This is a genomic window from Streptomyces sp. RB17 (assembly GCF_009604455.1).
Classification (GTDB): Bacteria; Actinomycetota; Actinomycetes; order Streptomycetales; family Streptomycetaceae; genus Streptomyces.
In genome coordinates, this window is the sequence record NZ_WEGL01000002.1 from 570,109 (window position 1) to 585,759 (window position 15,651).

General features: G+C 71.4%; 13 protein-coding genes. 9 read left to right on the forward strand and 4 right to left on the reverse strand.

The genetic code is table 11. The features are described from left to right. Positions 1-43: 43 nt before the first annotated feature. Positions 44-901, forward strand: a complete 858-nt coding sequence (locus SRB17_RS09485) for a hypothetical protein (RefSeq protein ID WP_153536720.1) — start codon at positions 44-46, stop codon at positions 899-901. Positions 902-1,045: 144 nt separating this feature from the next. Here the strand turns inward: SRB17_RS09485 and SRB17_RS09490 are convergent, their stop codons facing one another. Together SRB17_RS09490 and SRB17_RS09495 are read right to left on the reverse strand one after the other, a co-directional pair. Then, positions 1,046-1,810 (reverse strand): DUF4239 domain-containing protein, encoded by a 765-nt coding sequence (locus SRB17_RS09490; RefSeq protein WP_153536722.1) that lies wholly within the window; start codon positions 1,808-1,810, stop codon positions 1,046-1,048. Positions 1,811-1,843: 33 nt separating this feature from the next. Next, on the reverse strand, positions 1,844-2,416 hold the full coding sequence (locus SRB17_RS09495) for a hypothetical protein (protein ID WP_323375232.1): 573 nt from the start codon (positions 2,414-2,416) through the stop codon (positions 1,844-1,846). 297 nt (positions 2,417-2,713) lie between these two features. Between SRB17_RS09495 and SRB17_RS09500 the strand changes: the two genes are divergently transcribed. The 3 genes from SRB17_RS09500 to SRB17_RS09510 all read left to right on the forward strand — a co-directional run bounded on the left by SRB17_RS09500 (position 2,714) and on the right by SRB17_RS09510 (position 6,883). Next, positions 2,714-3,670: an SCO0930 family lipoprotein gene (locus tag SRB17_RS09500; RefSeq protein WP_153536724.1), complete on the forward strand. Its 957-nt coding sequence runs from the start codon at positions 2,714-2,716 to the stop codon at positions 3,668-3,670. 259 nt (positions 3,671-3,929) lie between these two features. Beyond that, positions 3,930-4,742 (forward strand): SAM-dependent methyltransferase, encoded by an 813-nt coding sequence (locus SRB17_RS09505; protein ID WP_153536726.1) that lies wholly within the window; start codon positions 3,930-3,932, stop codon positions 4,740-4,742. Then, positions 4,739-6,883, forward strand: a complete 2,145-nt coding sequence (locus SRB17_RS09510; RefSeq protein ID WP_323375233.1) for a putative bifunctional diguanylate cyclase/phosphodiesterase — start codon at positions 4,739-4,741, stop codon at positions 6,881-6,883. The genes SRB17_RS09505 and SRB17_RS09510 overlap by 4 nt, the downstream gene beginning before the upstream one ends. 119 nt (positions 6,884-7,002) lie before the next feature. On the opposite strand, the gene SRB17_RS09515 is transcribed toward SRB17_RS09510, so the two are convergent. After that, the gene (locus SRB17_RS09515; protein WP_153536729.1) at positions 7,003-7,887 is read right to left on the reverse strand and encodes a LysR family transcriptional regulator; all 885 of its coding nucleotides are present in this window, start codon (positions 7,885-7,887) and stop codon (positions 7,003-7,005) included. A 119-nt stretch (positions 7,888-8,006) separates the two neighbouring features. Between SRB17_RS09515 and SRB17_RS09520 the strand changes: the two genes are divergently transcribed. The 5 genes from SRB17_RS09520 to SRB17_RS09540 all read left to right on the forward strand — a co-directional run bounded on the left by SRB17_RS09520 (position 8,007) and on the right by SRB17_RS09540 (position 13,354). After that, the gene (locus SRB17_RS09520; RefSeq protein ID WP_153538124.1) at positions 8,007-8,678 is read left to right on the forward strand and encodes a succinate dehydrogenase; all 672 of its coding nucleotides are present in this window, start codon (positions 8,007-8,009) and stop codon (positions 8,676-8,678) included. Position 8,679: 1 nt separating this feature from the next. Continuing rightward, the gene (locus SRB17_RS09525; protein WP_153536731.1) at positions 8,680-10,638 is read left to right on the forward strand and encodes a fumarate reductase/succinate dehydrogenase flavoprotein subunit; all 1,959 of its coding nucleotides are present in this window, start codon (positions 8,680-8,682) and stop codon (positions 10,636-10,638) included. Next, a complete protein-coding gene (locus SRB17_RS09530; protein ID WP_153536733.1) occupies positions 10,635-11,384 on the forward strand; it encodes a succinate dehydrogenase/fumarate reductase iron-sulfur subunit in 750 nt (249 codons plus the stop codon). Before SRB17_RS09525 ends, SRB17_RS09530 begins: the two co-directional genes overlap by 4 nt. Before the next feature lie 237 nt (positions 11,385-11,621). Next, a complete protein-coding gene (locus tag SRB17_RS09535; RefSeq protein WP_153536735.1) occupies positions 11,622-12,392 on the forward strand; it encodes a GNAT family N-acetyltransferase in 771 nt (256 codons plus the stop codon). After that, a complete protein-coding gene (locus SRB17_RS09540; protein WP_153536737.1) occupies positions 12,392-13,354 on the forward strand; it encodes a lysophospholipid acyltransferase family protein in 963 nt (320 codons plus the stop codon). The genes SRB17_RS09535 and SRB17_RS09540 overlap by 1 nt, the downstream gene beginning before the upstream one ends. On the opposite strand, the gene SRB17_RS09545 is transcribed toward SRB17_RS09540, so the two are convergent. Continuing rightward, entirely contained in the window at positions 13,320-15,650 is a 2,331-nt protein-coding gene (locus SRB17_RS09545) for an ATP-binding cassette domain-containing protein (RefSeq protein ID WP_153536739.1), read from the reverse strand. The two genes, SRB17_RS09540 and SRB17_RS09545, sit on opposite strands and share 35 nt — an antisense overlap. Position 15,651: the final 1 nt, after the last annotated feature.

Consider the following 15,651-nt stretch of genomic DNA (forward strand, 5'->3'; position numbering starts at 1 on the left):
ATCGACCGGGGACGGTTCCCGGGCGCCTCCCGCGGAGGATCACATGCGAAACCAACGTGCCCTGGCGGCCGCGTGCGTCGCGGTCGCCGTGCTCGGGTTCGCCACCCCCGTGGCCGTCGCGGACGGCGCAGGCAACGGTGGCAGCCCGTCCGACAACCACGCGGGCGCCGGCCCGGACAACGGCAGCAGCGGCAACCTCAACCACCACGGTCACTTCGACGACAACGGGGACCTCGGCCGCGACCCGGGCCGCGGGGACGACTCCGGCAGGGGAGACGACAACTGGAAGGACAAGGGCGACGACGAAGGGAACGGCGGCCGGAGCGACGACAACTGGAAGGACAAGGGCGACGACACCGGGAACGGCCGGAGCGACGACCACGGGAACGAAGGCCGGGGTGACGACTCCGGTGCCCGGGGCGACGACTCCGGCGGCCGGAGTGGCGACTCCGCCCGGGAGGACGACTTCGGCGATCGTGGCGACGACTTCGGCGGCCGTGAGCACGGTGGCCCGCGGAACATCGTCGCCAAGCCCCACGTGCTCCCGGCCGGCGGCCGGCTCGCCGTCACCGTGGACGGCTGCCACGGCGGCACCATGTCCTCCCCCGCCTTCTCCACCACCCAGTTCGACGAGTTCAGCGGCGACACCGTGCGCGGCACCATCGACGTCGACCACCACGCCCCTCCGGGCCGGTACGACATCAAGGTCCGCTGTGGCGGAAGAACCTTGATCCGCCCGGCCGCGTTCACCGTGCTCGGCGGCGTCCAGGGCGGTGTCGGCGGCGGCCGGTCCACCGGTGCCACACCGGTCGACATGTCCATCGGCGCCGGACTCGTGACCTTGTCGGTCGTCGGGGGCGGCGCGTTCTGGGTGCGCCGCCGGAACGAGAAGCGAAGCTGACGCCCCGTCCCGCGCCCTTGGCTCACCCGAGCCGCCGGCTCGCGCGGGGAACACCGGGACGACCGCACACCCGTGCCCTCGGAACAGCGCGAACCGGGCACGGGTGTACGGTCGTTCAAGGGGCGACGCCCCCGGGGCGGGGGACTAGCCGGTGACGCCCGGGAACAGATTCGTGAACGGTTCCGCGGTCACCGCGATGCCCCGGCTGAAGGGGGCGTCGAAGTCCCAGATGAGGAACAGCATGAACGCGATGGTCGCGGAGAACAGGCCCGCCAGGACCAGTTCGCGACCGGTGCGCCGGATCTGCAGCGCGAACACCATGCCGACGGTGACCAGCGCCCCGGTGAGCAGGCCCCACCACACCACCGGCGGCATGGTGGCCCCGGTGGAGTCGGCGCGGGCGTTGCGCGCCTGGTCGGCGGCGGTCATCTGGTCCAGCAGCGGCTGGTAGGCCTGCGCCTCGAAGTCGTTCTTCGGCCGGTAGTCGGTGACGTCCTGACGGACCTTCTGCAGCAGTTGGGTGCCGCGGTCGGTGACGCGCTCGTCGTGGGACATCGTCCGCCACTCGTGGTGGACGACGTAGGAGACATAGGTGTTGACATCGGCCCGGATCCGGTCACGGACGTCCGGCGGGTAGACCCGGACCCGCTCCGAGATCTCGTGCAGCGCCTGGGCCTCGGACTGCACATGGTCCTGGGCGGAGCTGCGGGCCTCCCACACGCCCGCGATGGCGAGGCCCAGGACGATCGCGTACACGACGCCGATCCACATCGTCATGTACTCGATGACGTCCGGGGTCTCGCTGGGATCCTCGTCCTCGGGGGCGCGTTTGTGCCGTACGAAGGTGACGACCACCACCACGGCGCAGGCCGCCAGCATCGCGAGGACGAGAACAAGCCAATCCGGCAACGGATACCTCCAGAAGGTGAGCGGGCCGGCGCGTCAGCGCGGGCGCAGGGCCGCGACCGCGACGATCGCGGGCACGGTGATGAGCAGGACGTAGGTGACCGGCGTGGTGGGGTCGGGCGCGACATGTGGGGCCGGGTGCGGGTGGTACGCCGGATAGCTCACCGGCGTCGCCGACGGCCGCGGAGTGAGCTTCGGCTTGGGCGTCGGGGCGGGCGTGGGGGGAGGGGTGGGCGTCGGTGTCGGCCGCGGTGCCGGCGGTGCCGGGGCGGGCCGGGCCGGCGGCCTCGGTCTCGGGGTGGGCTTCGGTGTCGGGCGTGGCGTCGGCGTCGGCTTCGGCGGTGGTAGGGGCGGGGGCGTCGGCGTCGGCGTCGGTGTGGGCGTGGGTGGGCACGGGGGCGGGGTGGGGGTCGGACAGGGCGGCGGGGTCGGCCAGTGGTCGCCGCCGGCGTAGGCCACCGCCACCGAGCCGTCCGGCCCCGTGGAGGCGTACGCACAGGCGTCGGCCGACGCGGCGCCGGCCGGGCAGCCCACCAGGGTCCAGGTCAGCGCCACCAGGGCCAACACCCGTGCGGCGGGCGCGCAGCGGGTCACTTCGGGTCCATGCACGCGAAGATCATGGGGCCCGGAACCCGGTCGTACGCCGTAGTGCGTCCGGATTGCTCCGAAGGAAGGACATGAGGCGATCAATGGTTTGACGCGAAGAAGAGCGTGATTGGTGCGATACACACGCCCGTACGGGCCCTGCGCGCCGGCGCCTGCGGCGCGCGGGTCACAGGATGCGGAAAGAAATTCCCGAAGAACTTCCCCTCCCCGTTGAACGCTCCGGCCCCCTCGGTGCGTACCCATGGCCGTGCGGCGGCGCGGCAGGCGCTGCAACATCCAGGCGAATATGGGGAGTTGGACATGAAGACCTCCTGGCGGACCGCCTCACTGGTGGCCACAGCCGCTTCGGTGCTGGCGCTGACGACGGCGTGCGGTCAGGACAACGGCACCACCCCGGCATCGGCGGCCCAGAACGTCGGCGCCACCGCGCCCGCGGGCAGCCCGACCACCGGAGCCGGCACCGGATCGGGCAACGGTTACGGCGCCGACGGCAACCAGAGCACCGGCTCCCCGACCCCGGCCGCGCCCGCGGGCAAGCTGACCGTGGCCGCCAACGCCGACCTGGGCAAGGTGCTGACCGACGGCTCCGGCCTCACCCTGTACCGGTTCGACAACGACACCGCCGACCCGCCCAAGTCGAACTGCGACGGCGACTGCGCCAAGACCTGGCCGCCGGTGCCCGCCGACGACGCCACGGCCGGCGCCGGCATCGACAAGGCGCTGCTCGGCGAGGTCACCCGCGCCGACGGCACCAAGCAGCTCACCGTCGCCGGTTGGCCCGCCTACCGCTACGCCAAGGACGTCAACGCCGGAGAGGTCAACGGCCAGGGCGTCGGCGGCAAGTGGTTCGCGCTGGCCCCGAACGGCAAGAAGGCCTCCCTGGCCGCCCTGCCCGGTCTGTCCGTCCACAAGGACCCCAAGCTGGGCGACATCATCGTCGACAAGAACGGCATGACGGTCTACCGCTTCCTCAAGGACAAGGCCTGGCCGAAGTCCGTCTCCAACTGCACCGGGGCCTGCCTGGAGAAGTGGCCGGCCGTCGGCATCGTCAAGCCCGAGGACACCCAGGGCGTCAAGAAGAAGGGCCTGATGGGCTTCACCCGTCCCGACGGGGTCAAGCAGATGACGGTCAACTGCTGGCCGATCTACACCTTCTCCGGGGACAAGGCCCCCGGCGACACCAACGGTCAGGGCGTGGGCGGCACCTGGTACGCCGTCTCGCCCGACGGCAAGCCGGTCGGCGCACCGGGCAACTAGATCACCTCCCCAGGGTCGATCGCCCCGCCCGACCCGGAGCGCCACCGAAGGTCCGCCCCCTCCGCACCGCACGGAGGGGGCGGACCGTTGTTTGTGCCGGAATCCGTTACACAGCGGGGTCATACGGGCACTTGCCGCAGGCAGTGGCGGGGAACGGACGGTCAATTTCCGGTTTGGGTCGCTCCGTTGGCGGGCGATCAGTAGCCTCAGCTCGAACACCGGATCGCCTGTCCCTGTCGCCTACGCCTTGGAGAGATACATGGAGCGCCCCGCCTGGGCCCCACGGAGCATCGACATCACGGTGCCGAGCGTCTCCCGGATCTATGACTACTACCTGGGCGGCTCGCACAACTTCGAGGTGGACCGGGAAGCGGCCCGCAAGGCGATGGGGTTCATGCCGGGCCTGCCCAAGATCATGCAGGCCAACCGGGCGTTCATGCGCCGTGCCGTGCGGTTCGCGGCAGGGGAGGGCATCACCCAGTTCCTCGACATCGGCTCCGGCATCCCGACCTTCGGCAACGTCCACGAGGTGGCCCAGGCGGCCGTACCGGGCGCGCACGTGGTCTACGTCGACCACGACCCGGTCGCCGTCGCGCACAGCCAGGCGGTGCTGGCCGGAAACGACGACGCGGACGTGGTCGCCGCGGACCTGCGCAAGCCCCAGGAGATCCTCTCCAGCCCCCAGACGGAGCGGCTGATCGACCTGAACCGCCCGGTCGCCGTCCTCCTCGTTGCCATACTGCATTTCGTGGAAGACGCGGACGACCCCTACGGTGCGGTTGCCGAGCTGCGCGACGCGCTCGCGCCCGGCAGCCTGCTGATCCTCACGCATGCCTCGTACGAGGGAATCCCGCTGCCCGCCGAGCGGGCCGAGGGCGCGGTGGACGTATACAAGGACATTCGCAATCCGCTCATCATGCGCTCGCGCGACGAGATCGCGCGGTTCTTCGAGGGGTACGACATGGTGGAACCCGGACTGGTGCCGATGCCGCACTGGCGGCCGGAGTCGGCACCGGACGACGAGGACCCGTTCGCCTTCTCCGGATTCGGCGGCGTGGGGCGTACGGCGTGAGCGCCGAGCCGGACGGGCCGGAGGACAGACTGCGCCGGTTCACGACGATCTGGAGCCGGGCGGTCTACCCGGTGACCTCCACGTCGCTGACCCGAGCCGAGTTCGAGGAACAACTGCTTCCGCTCGCACACCGGTTGAGCGAGCTGCTGCGGGCGCGCGGCTTCGACGCGGACGGCGCGAAGTCGGTCGGCGCCGCCCTGGTCGGCGCGCACTGCACCGACCCCGAGGCGCTCACCCGCACCCTGGACTGCGTGGACGCCTATCTGGTGCTGTACTGCGCCGAGGACGGCCCCCAGGACGAACCGCGCCTGCGCTCCTCGCGGCTGCAGCACGCGATGGCCGCCGGATACGCCCAGGCGCTGCGCGAACGCACCCTCACCGAGCAGGAGTCCATCGCCCAGGCCGCGCTCCGCGCCCAGGGCGTGGTCGCGCAGGCGCTGCACGCCAGCGAGGCCCGCTTCCGCGCGGTCTTCGAGGGCGCGGCCATAGGGATCGGCATCGCCGACCTCGACGGCAACGTCCTGCAGGTCAACGGGGCCCTGCTGCGCATGTTCGGGCAGTCCGACCAGGCCCTGCGCGGCCGCCGCGTCCAGGACTGGGTGCACCCCGAGGACGCGCCGCAGACCTGGAAGCTCTACGACGAACTCGTCCGCGGCGAGCGCGAGCACTACCACCTCGAAAAGGCCTTCAACCGCCCCGACGGCACGGTGCTGTGGACCAACCTCACGGTCTCCCTGCTGCGCGACGCCGACGGCGAACCGCAGTACCAGCTGGCCCTCATGGAGGACACCACCGAGCGCCGGCTGCTCAACCTCCGGCTCCGCTACGAGGCCACCCACGACGCGCTCACCGGCCTGCCCAACCGCAGCCTGTTCTTCGAACGCCTGGAGAAGGCGCTGAACGCGGGCGAGGGCCAGCGCTTCGGCCTGTGCTACCTCGACCTGGACGGCTTCAAGACCATCAACGACAGCCTCGGGCACGCCGCCGGCGACCGGCTGCTGGTCGAGGTCGCCGACCGGCTGCAGTCCTGTGCGACCGCGCCCGGCGAGATGGTCGCCCGGCTCGGCGGCGACGAGTTCGTGGCACTGACCACCGGGCCGGGCACCGAACGCGAGGTCGACGAACTCGCCGAACGCATCATGGGCGCCCTCGTCACGCCCGTCAGCATCGACGGCCGTGACCTGCTGGTGCGCGGCAGCCTCGGCATCGTCGAGGGTCCGGCGGGCGAGCGTACGGCGGCGGAGGTCCTCCGGAGCGCCGACATCACCATGTACCGGGCCAAATCGGCGGGCGGCAACCGCTCCGAGCTCGCCGACCCGGAGGCCGACGCCCGGGCGATCACCCGCCACGGCCTGACGACGGCCCTGCCCACGGCCCTGGAACGCGGCGAGTTCTTCATCGAGTACCAGCCCCTGGTCCACCTCGGCGACGGCAGCGTCCGCGGCGCCGAGGCCCTGGTGCGCTGGCTGCACCCGCAGCACGGCGTCCTCGGCCCCGACCGCTTCATCCCGCTCGCCGAGCACACCGGACTGATCGTCCCGCTCGGCCGCTGGGTCCTGGAGGAGTCCATCCGCCAGGCCCGCGCCTGGCGAGAACGCCACGGCGAGGAGACGACCGCCGGGCCGCTGCGCATCAACGTCAACCTGTCGCCCTGCCAGCTCAGCCATCCCGGCCTGGTGCAGGACACCGTCGAGATCCTGGAGCGCGCGGGTGTCGCCCCGGACGCCCTGTGCCTGGAGGTCACCGAGTCCGCGCTCATCGGCGCCGACGACGACCTGCTCAAACCCCTGCGCCGGCTCGCCGAGATGGGCGTCGACATCGCCCTGGACGACTTCGGCACCGGCTACTCCAACCTGGCCAACCTGCGCCGCCTGCCGGTGCGCATCCTCAAGCTGGACCGCTCCTTCACCCAGGGCATGCAGCAGTTCCCCGCCGACCCCGTCGACCTGAAGATCGTCGAGGGCATCGTCTCCCTCGCCCACAGCCTCGACCTGGCGGTCACCGTCGAGGGCGTGGAAACCGGCGCCCAGGCCGAACAACTGCGGATACTGGGCTGCGACACCGCCCAGGGCTGGTACTACGCCCGGCCGGGCCCACCGGACCGCTTGCACGACCTGGCCCTGGTGGACGCAACGGGCTGAGTCTTTCAAAGAGGGGTAGCACAGTTCCCTGAGGGGCGCGGGGAACTGCGCTACCAGCTACAACGGCGCAAAAGCCCGAACGGCGCTCCCCAGGCGGACGCGTCCGGCAACAAGCACCGTCACCGCTCGAGAAGCATCCGCTGCAGCTCCCGCGCGGCCCGCGGCGGCGCCACGTCACTCCGGTGAGCCAACGCGATGGTCCGCTGCAACCCCGGCCGAGCCAACGGAGTGACCCGCAGCCCCTGTCCGGCCCGCGTGGCCACCATCTGCGGCACCACGGCAACCCCGAGCCCCGCCCGCACCAACCCCAGCACCGCGTCCATCTCACCCCCTTCAACGGCAAACTCCGGCTCGAACCCAGCGGACCGACACGCGGCGACGGTCAGCTCCCGCAGGTCGTACCCGTGGCGGAACATCACCAGCCGCTCGCCCTCCAGATCGCCGATGTGCAGCACCCGCCCACCCCGGCCGGGGGCCGGCACCTCGGGCGACGACACCACCACCAGATCCTCCCGCAGCAGCTCGACCGCGCTGAGCGCCGGCGCCGGCGTCGGCAGCGGCAGGACGATCAGCGCGAGATCGAGCGCGCCGCGCGCCAGCTCCCGCACCAGATCGTGCGAGCCGCCCTCCTCGATCAGCAGCTGGATGCCGGGATAGCGGTCGTGGAAGGCGCGCAGCACATCCGGCAGCAGGCCCGTGCACAGACTCGGCGTCGCCCCCAGCCGTACCCGGCCCCGCCGCAACTGCACCAGCTCCTGCACCTCGTACCGGGCGGTGTCCGCGTCGGCCAGGATCCGCCGGGCCAGCGGCAGCAGCGCCTCGCCCGCGTCGGTGAGCGTGATGTTGCCCCGGGCGCGCAGGAACAGATCCGCGCCCAGCTCCCGCTCCAGCGCCTTGATCTGCTGCGACAGCGACGGCTGGGCGACGTGCACCAGCTCGGCGGCGCGGGTGAAGTGCCGGGTCTCGGCGACGGCGACGAAGTACTGGAGCTGGTGGAACTGCATCCTGCAAGGATAGCTTCTGTCTATGGAAACAAGCTGGACCATGTCTTGGACCGATGGGGTCCTTCGGCCCTAGCGTGCTGGCCATGGCTCTGGCAACGCGGACGGACCGACGGTCGTCCATGGCGCGCACGATGTGGGACTCCTCCGTCGGCAAGAAGACGGTGATGGCCGTCAGCGGCGTGATCATGCTGCTGTACCTCGTCGCCCATGTGATCGGCAACCTGAAGATCTTCTTCGGCGCGGGCGAGTTCAACCACTACGCACACTGGCTGCGCACCGTCGGCGAACCCTTCATGCACTACGAGTGGACGCTCTGGCTCATCCGGATCGTCCTGGTCGTCGCCGTGGTCGCCCACGCCACCTCCGCGTACCAGCTCAGCCGCCGTGACATCAAGGCCCGGCCCAGCAAGTACGTGCACTCAAGGCCCCGGGCGAGCTACGCCACCCGCACCATGCGCTGGGGCGGCGTCATCCTTGGCCTGTTCATCGTCTGGCACGTCCTGGACCTGACCACGGGCACCGTGCACCCGGGCCACTTCCAGGCCGGGCACCCGTACCAGAACGTCGTCGACGACTTCTCGCACTGGTACAGCAACGTCATCTACATCGTCGCGATGCTCGCGCTCGGCCTGCACATCCGGCACGGCTTCTGGAGTGCCGCGCAGACCCTGGGCGTCGGCAGCCGCGCCCGCGACCGCGCTCTGAAGACCATCGCCAACGTTCTCGCGCTGCTGCTCACGGCCGGCTTCATCGCCGTACCCGTGGGCGTCATGACCGGAGTGGTGAGCTGACATGACCGAATACGTGCACTACGCGACGGGCGAGCCGGTCACCGACTCCAAGGCCCCGTCCGGACCCATCCATGAGCGCTGGGACAAGCGCCGCTTCGAGGCCAAGCTGGTCAACCCCGCCAACCGGCGCAAGCACACGGTCATCGTCGTCGGCACCGGCCTGGCCGGTGGTTCCGCGGGCGCCACCCTGGCCGAACAGGGTTACCACGTCGTCCAGTTCTGCTACCAGGACTCCCCGCGCCGCGCCCACTCCATCGCCGCTCAGGGCGGCATCAACGCGGCGAAGAACTACCGCAACGACGGCGACTCGATCCACCGGCTGTTCTACGACACCGTCAAGGGCGGCGACTTCCGCGCCCGCGAGTCCAACGTCCACCGGCTGGCCCAGATCTCCGTCGAGATCATCGACCAGTGCGTGGCCCAGGGCGTGCCCTTCGCCCGCGAGTACGGCGGCCTGCTCGACACCCGCTCCTTCGGCGGCGTCCAGGTCTCCCGCACCTTCTACGCCCGCGGACAGACGGGCCAGCAGCTGCTGCTGGGCGCGTACCAGGCCCTCAGCAGGCAGATCGCCGCGGGCAACGTGGAGATGCATCCGCGTACCGAGATGCTGGACCTGATCGTGATCGACGGCCGGGCCCGCGGCATCGTGGCCCGCGATCTGATCACCGGGAAGATCGACACGTACATCGCCGACGCCGTCGTACTGGCCAGCGGCGGTTACGGAAACGTCTTCTACCTGTCGACCAACGCCATGAACTCCAACGCGACCGCCATCTGGCGGGCGCACCGGCGCGGCGCGTACTTCGCCAACCCCTGCTTCACGCAGATCCACCCCACCTGCATCCCGCGCACCGGCGACCACCAGTCCAAGCTGACCCTGATGAGTGAGTCGCTGCGCAACGACGGCCGGATCTGGGTGCCCAAGGCCAAGGGCGACACCCGCCCACCGAACCAGATCCCCGAGGACGAGCGCGACTACTACCTGGAGCGCATCTACCCGTCCTTCGGCAACCTGGTCCCGCGTGACATCGCCTCCCGCGCCGCGAAGAACGTCTGCGACGAGGGCAGGGGAGTGGGCCCCGGCGGGCAGGGCGTCTACCTGGACTTCACCGACGCCATCCAGCGGATGGGCCGCAAGGCCGTCGAGGCCAAGTACGGCAACCTCTTCGACATGTACCAGCGGATCACCGACGAGGATCCGTACGAGGTGCCGATGCGTATCTACCCGGCCGTGCACTACACGATGGGCGGCCTGTGGGTCGACTACGACCTGCAGACCACCATCCCGGGCCTGTTCGCGATCGGCGAGGCCAACTTCTCCGACCACGGCGCCAACCGGCTCGGCGCCTCCGCGCTGATGCAGGGCCTGGCCGACGGCTACTTCGTGCTGCCGGCCACCATCAACGACTACCTGGCCCGCAACCCGCGCCGGGCCGATGAAGAAGCTGTCACCGCCGAACACCCGGCCGTACAGGAGGTGCTGGCCGAGACCGAGGACCGGCTGAACCGGCTGCTGTCCGTCGACGGCGACCGCACTCCCGACTCCTTCCACCGCGAAGTCGGCGAACTCATGTGGGAGTTCTGCGGCATGGCCCGCACCGACGCCGGACTGCGCAAGGCCCTGGAGCGCATCCCGCAGATCCGCGAGGAGTTCTGGCGGCGCATCAAGGTCCCCGGCACCGGCGAGGAGTTCAACCAGTCGCTGGAGAAGGCCAACCGGATCGTCGACTACCTGGAGCTGGCCGAGCTGATGTGCCTCGACGCACTGCACCGCGCCGAGTCCTGTGGCGGCCACTTCCGCGAGGAGTCCCAGACCCCGGACGGCGAAGCCGCGCGCAGGGACGACGAGTTCGGCTACGCGGCGGCCTGGGAGTTCACCGGCACCGGTGACGCACCCGTCCTGCACAAGGAAGACCTGGTCTTCGAGTACGTCCACCCCACCCAGCGGAGCTACGCATGAAGCTCACCCTGCGCGTCTGGCGCCAGAAGAACGCCGACGCCGAAGGCGCCATGTCCACGTACGAGGTGGACGGCATCTCGTCCGACATGTCCTTCCTGGAGATGCTGGACGTCCTCAACGAACAGCTCATCCTGGCCGGACAGGAGCCGGTCGCCTTCGACCACGACTGCCGCGAGGGCATCTGCGGCGCGTGCTCCCTCGTGATCAACGGCGAGGCGCACGGGCCGGAGCGCACCACCACCTGCCAGCTGCACATGCGGTCCTTCAAGGACGGCGACACGATCGACATCGAGCCGTGGCGGGCGGCGGCCTTCCCCGTGATCAAGGACCTGGTGGTGGACCGGTCCGCGTTCGACCGGATCATCCAGGCCGGCGGCTACATCAGCGCGCCGACCGGGTCCGCGCCGGAGGCCCATGCCACACCGGTGCCGAAGGCCGACGCCGACTTCGCGTTCGAGCACGCCGAGTGCATCGGCTGCGGGGCGTGTGTGGCCGCGTGTCCCAACGGTGCGGCGATGCTGTTCACCTCCGCGAAGGTCAACCACCTGAACGTGCTGCCCCAGGGCGCGCCCGAGCGGGAGACGCGGGTGCTGGACATGGTGGCGCAGATGGACGCGGAGGGCTTCGGCGGGTGCACGCTCACGGGGGAGTGCGCCACCGCCTGCCCCAAGGGGATTCCGCTGGTGTCCATCACCGGCATGAACAAGGAGTGGCTGCGGGCCACCCGTAAGGTGGGCAAGCGGTAGCGCGGTACTGAGCAGGAAACGTTCGTCGCACAGGCGAACGGGCGGGGCCGGGGATGGTGCTCACCGGCCCCGTTCGGCTTTGCGGTGATCGCCGGCACCCCGGCGTTCAACATTCTCACATCCCCTCTCCCGGCAGAGGTCACGCGGCGGCCAACCGGCGTCGGAAGAACAGGAGCGGCGGGCCGTACGCATCCGCTCGCCGCCGTCGCCGAACCGGCCCGTGACCAGGAGAGAGCCATGACCGGCGTTTCCACCCTCGACCGCCCACCGCAGCCCGAGGCACCGACCCGCTACACCGTCACCCTCGCCCGTGACGAGGACGACGTGCGGGCCGCGCAGCGGCTGCGGCACGACGTCTTCGCCGGTGAGATGGGGGCCCTGCTGGCCACGCCGCAGCCGGGGCTGGACGTCGACCCCTTCGACGCCTACTGCGACCACCTGCTCGTGCGCGACACCGTCACCGGGCAGGTCGTCGGTACCTACCGGCTGCTGCCGCCGGAGCGGGCCTCGGTCGCCGGCCGGCTCTACTCGGAGGGCGAGTTCCAGCTCGGCGCGCTCGACCCGATCCGGCCCGGACTGGTCGAGGTCGGCCGCTCCTGTGTGCACCCCGACCACCGCGACGGCACGGTCATCGGCCTGATCTGGGCCGGGATAGCCCGCTACATGGTCGACCGCGGGCACGAGTGGCTGGCGGGCTGCTGCTCGGTGCCGCTCGCCGACGGCGGGACCCTCGCGACGGCCACCTGGGAGCGGGTGCGCACCAAGCACCTGGCGCCCGAGGAGTTCCGGGTACGGCCGCTGCTGCCCTGGATCCCGAACGCGGAGGCCCCCGCCGGGCACAGTGAGCTGCCCGCCCTGCTGCGCGGCTACCTGCGCCTGGGCGCCTGGGTGTGCGGCGAGCCCGCGCACGACCCGGACTTCGGGGTCGCGGACCTGTACGTGCTGCTGTCGATGCGCCGGGTCAACCCGCGCTATCTGCGGCACTTCCTCTCCCTCGTGCCGGCCTGATGAGCGTCTGGCTGCCCAGCGCGCCCTGCACCCCGGGCGCCTGTGTGGATCCTGCCCCGGCCGCTGTGGCCGCACCCAGGGCCGTGCTGCGGCTGACCGCGGTCGCGGTCCTGGTGCTGGCCGGGATCCTGCTGTCCCCGCTCGGCGGGAGGATCCCCGCCGCGTGGGTCAGGCGGTGGTGCCGGGCGATCGTGCGGGCCATGGGGGTCCGGGTCCGCTTCACCGGCACCGCCGCGCCGGCCGGCGGGCTGCTGCTGGTCGCCAACCATGTCTCGTGGCTGGACATCCCGCTGCTGACCGCCGTGCGCCCCGCCCGGATGCTCGCCAAGACCGAGATCCGGCAGTGGCCGGTCGCCGGCCCGCTGGCCGCGCGCGGCGGGGCCCTGTTCATCGAGCGGGACCGGATCCGCGCCCTGCCCGAGACCGTCGCCCGGATCGCCGAGGCACTGCGCGAGGGCGCGGCCGTCGCCGCGTTCCCCGAGGGCAGCACCTGGTGCGGGCGCGCCCACGGCCGCTTCCACCGGGCCGTCTTCCAGGCCGCGCTGGACGCCGGTGTACCCGTGCAGACGGTGCGGCTCCGCTACACGCAGGAGGGCGGTACGGCCAGTACGGCCGCCGCGTTCGTCGGCGAGGACACCCTGCTCGCCTCCCTGTGGCGGGTGGCCCGTACCCGGGGCCTGCAAGCGGAGGTGGACGTGCGGCCGGCGATCCCGGCGGACGCCCACCCCGACCGCCGGACCCTCGCCGCCGCGGCCCAGCCGGGCACGCCGGAGCCCGCCTGGACTCACGCAGCCCTGGTGGCCGACGCCGAGCGGGAGCGCCCCGAAGGGGCACGGGGCTGTATCCCACATGCGGCTACCGCCGCGCGGGCGCGACCAGCCACGACGGCGCAGCAGCCGACCGACGGCACAACGCGGCACTATCCGTTCAGGGCATCACCCGCGCCAGATAGGGCGCCGTAACACTCCCCGCCGCCCGCGCCACGCGTTCCGGCGGCCCCGACGCCACGATCCGTCCGCCCCGGTCACCCCCGCCGGGGCCCAGGTCGACGACCCAGTCCGCGCCCGCGACCACCGTCATGTCGTGCTCGACCACCACGACCGTGTGCCCGGCGTCGACCAGCCCGTGCAGCCGGTCCATCAGCACCTCCACGTCGGCCGGGTGCAGCCCGGTGGTGGGCTCGTCCAGCAGGTAGAGGGTGTGGCCGCGCCGGCCGCGCTGCAACTCGCTCGCCAGCTTGATCCGCTGGGCCTCTCCGCCGGACAGCTCGGTCGCCGGCTGCCCGAGCCGCAGATAGCCGAGGCCCACGTCGAGCAGGGTGCCGAGGCTGCGGGCGGCGGACGGGATGTCGGCGAAGAACGCCGCCGCGGCCTCCGCCGTCAGATCGAGCACCTCGGCGATGTTCCGTCCCCGGTACGCCACTTCGAGGGTCTCGGGGTTGTAGCGGGCGCCGCCGCAGTCCGGGCAGGGCGCGTAGGTGCTCGGCAGGAACAGCAGCTCGACGCTGACGAACCCCTCGCCCTGACAGGTCTCGCAGCGCCCACCGGCGACATTGAACGAGAACCGTCCCACGCCGTATCCGCGAGCCCGTGCCTCGTCCGTCGCCGCGAACACCTTGCGTACGACGTCGAACAGGCCGGTGTAGGTGGCGAGGTTGGAGCGCGGGGTGCGCCCGATCGGTTTCTGGTCCACCCGGACCAGTCGGTCCACGCCCTCAAGCTCCTCCGTCAACTCGCCGATGAGCGTGGACTTTCCGGAACCGGAGACCCCGGTGACGGCGGTGAACGCGCCGCGCGGGAACTCGGCCGTCACCGCGCGCAGGTTGTGCCGGGTCACCGGACCCACCGTCAGCCAGCCGCGCGGGGAGCGCACTTCCCGTGCCGGGCCGGGTGACTCGTCGAAGAGAAACGCCGCGGTCGCCGACTCCTCGACCGACGCCAGCTCGGCCGGCGGCCCGCTGTAGAGCACGCGTCCGCCGTGCTCGCCCGCGCCGGGGCCCACGTCCACCAGCCAGTCGGCGCCGCGCACCACCTCCAGGTGATGCTCCACCACGAACACCGAGTTGCCCGCGGTCTTCAGCCGGTCGAGCACGGTCAGCAGCGCCTCGGTGTCCGCCGGGTGCAGTCCGGCGGACGGCTCGTCCAGGACGTAGACGACGCCGAACAGTCCGGAGCGCAACTGCGTGGCGAGCCGCAGCCGTTGCAGTTCGCCCGCCGACAGGGTGGGGGTGGAGCGGTCCAGGCTGAGGTAGCCGAGGCCCAGTTCGGCCACTGGTGCGATCCGGGACTTCAGGTCCTCGGTGAGCACCCGCGCGGTCTCGGTGCGGCCGTCGAGCAGGGCGGCCAGGTCGGTCAGCGGGAGCGCGGCCAGTTCGGCGATGGTCCGGCCGCCGAAGGTCACCGCCAGCGCCTCCGGCCTCAGCCGGCTGCCCCCGCACGCGGCGCAGGGTGTGCTGGTCAGGAACCGTTCCGCCTTGGCCCGCAGCGACGCCGACCTGGTGTCCGAGAACGTCTTCAGCACATACCTGCGGGCGCTCATGTACGTGCCCTGGTACGGCCGTTGGATGCGGTCGGCGTCCCGGACGGGGTGGACGGTGACGACGGGCTGTTCGTCCGTGAACAGGATCCACTCCCGCGCCTGCGCGGGCAGCTCGCGCCAGGGCCGGTCCACGTCGTGGCCGAGCGCGTCGAGGATGTCACGCAGGTTCTTGCCCTGCCAGGCGCCGGGCCAGGCGGCGATGGCGCCCTCACGGATGGTCAGCGAGGGATCCGGGACCAGCAACTCCTCACTGGTGTCGTGCACATGGCCGAGCCCATGGCACGCCGGGCAGGCCCCGGCCGCCGTGTTCGGCGAGAACGCGTCCGAATCGAGCCGTTCAGCGCCCGGCGGGTAGTCCCCGGCCCGGGAGAACAGCATGCGCAGGGAGTTGGAGAGATTGGTGACGGTACCCACCGAGGAGCGCGAGGTGGGGGCCGCGCGGCGCTGCTGCAGCGACACCGCGGGCGGCAGCCCGGTGATCTCGCCCACCTTGGGCGCCCCGACCTGGTGGATCAGCCTGCGCGCGTACGGCGCGACCGACTCGAAGTACCGCCGCTGCGCCTCGGCGTAGATCGTGCCGAACGCCAGGGACGACTTGCCCGAGCCCGACACGCCGGTGAACACGGCCAGGACGTCGCGGGGGATGTCGACGTCGACGCCTCTCAGATTGTGCTCGCGTGCGTCGCGGACGCGGACGTACTGGTCATATGGGCTGTGCATA

Excerpts from the sequence above, each read along its gene's own strand:
- SRB17_RS09485 (WP_153536720.1), top strand. The coding sequence starts at position 44 with ATGCGAAACCAACGTGCCCTGGCGGCCGCGTGCGTCGCGGTCGCCGTG.
- SRB17_RS09500 (WP_153536724.1), top strand. The coding sequence starts at position 2,714 with ATGAAGACCTCCTGGCGGACCGCCTCACTGGTGGCCACAGCCGCTTCG.
- SRB17_RS09505 (WP_153536726.1), top strand. The coding sequence starts at position 3,930 with ATGGAGCGCCCCGCCTGGGCCCCACGGAGCATCGACATCACGGTGCCG.
- SRB17_RS09515 (WP_153536729.1), bottom strand. The coding sequence starts at position 7,887 with ATGCAGTTCCACCAGCTCCAGTACTTCGTCGCCGTCGCCGAGACCCGG.
- SRB17_RS09520 (WP_153538124.1), top strand. The coding sequence starts at position 8,007 with ATGGCGCGCACGATGTGGGACTCCTCCGTCGGCAAGAAGACGGTGATG.
- SRB17_RS09525 (WP_153536731.1), top strand. The coding sequence starts at position 8,680 with ATGACCGAATACGTGCACTACGCGACGGGCGAGCCGGTCACCGACTCC.
- SRB17_RS09530 (WP_153536733.1), top strand. The coding sequence starts at position 10,635 with ATGAAGCTCACCCTGCGCGTCTGGCGCCAGAAGAACGCCGACGCCGAA.
- SRB17_RS09535 (WP_153536735.1), top strand. The coding sequence starts at position 11,622 with ATGACCGGCGTTTCCACCCTCGACCGCCCACCGCAGCCCGAGGCACCG.
- SRB17_RS09540 (WP_153536737.1), top strand. The coding sequence starts at position 12,392 with ATGAGCGTCTGGCTGCCCAGCGCGCCCTGCACCCCGGGCGCCTGTGTG.
- SRB17_RS09545 (WP_153536739.1), bottom strand. The coding sequence starts at position 15,650 with ATGCACAGCCCATATGACCAGTACGTCCGCGTCCGCGACGCACGCGAG.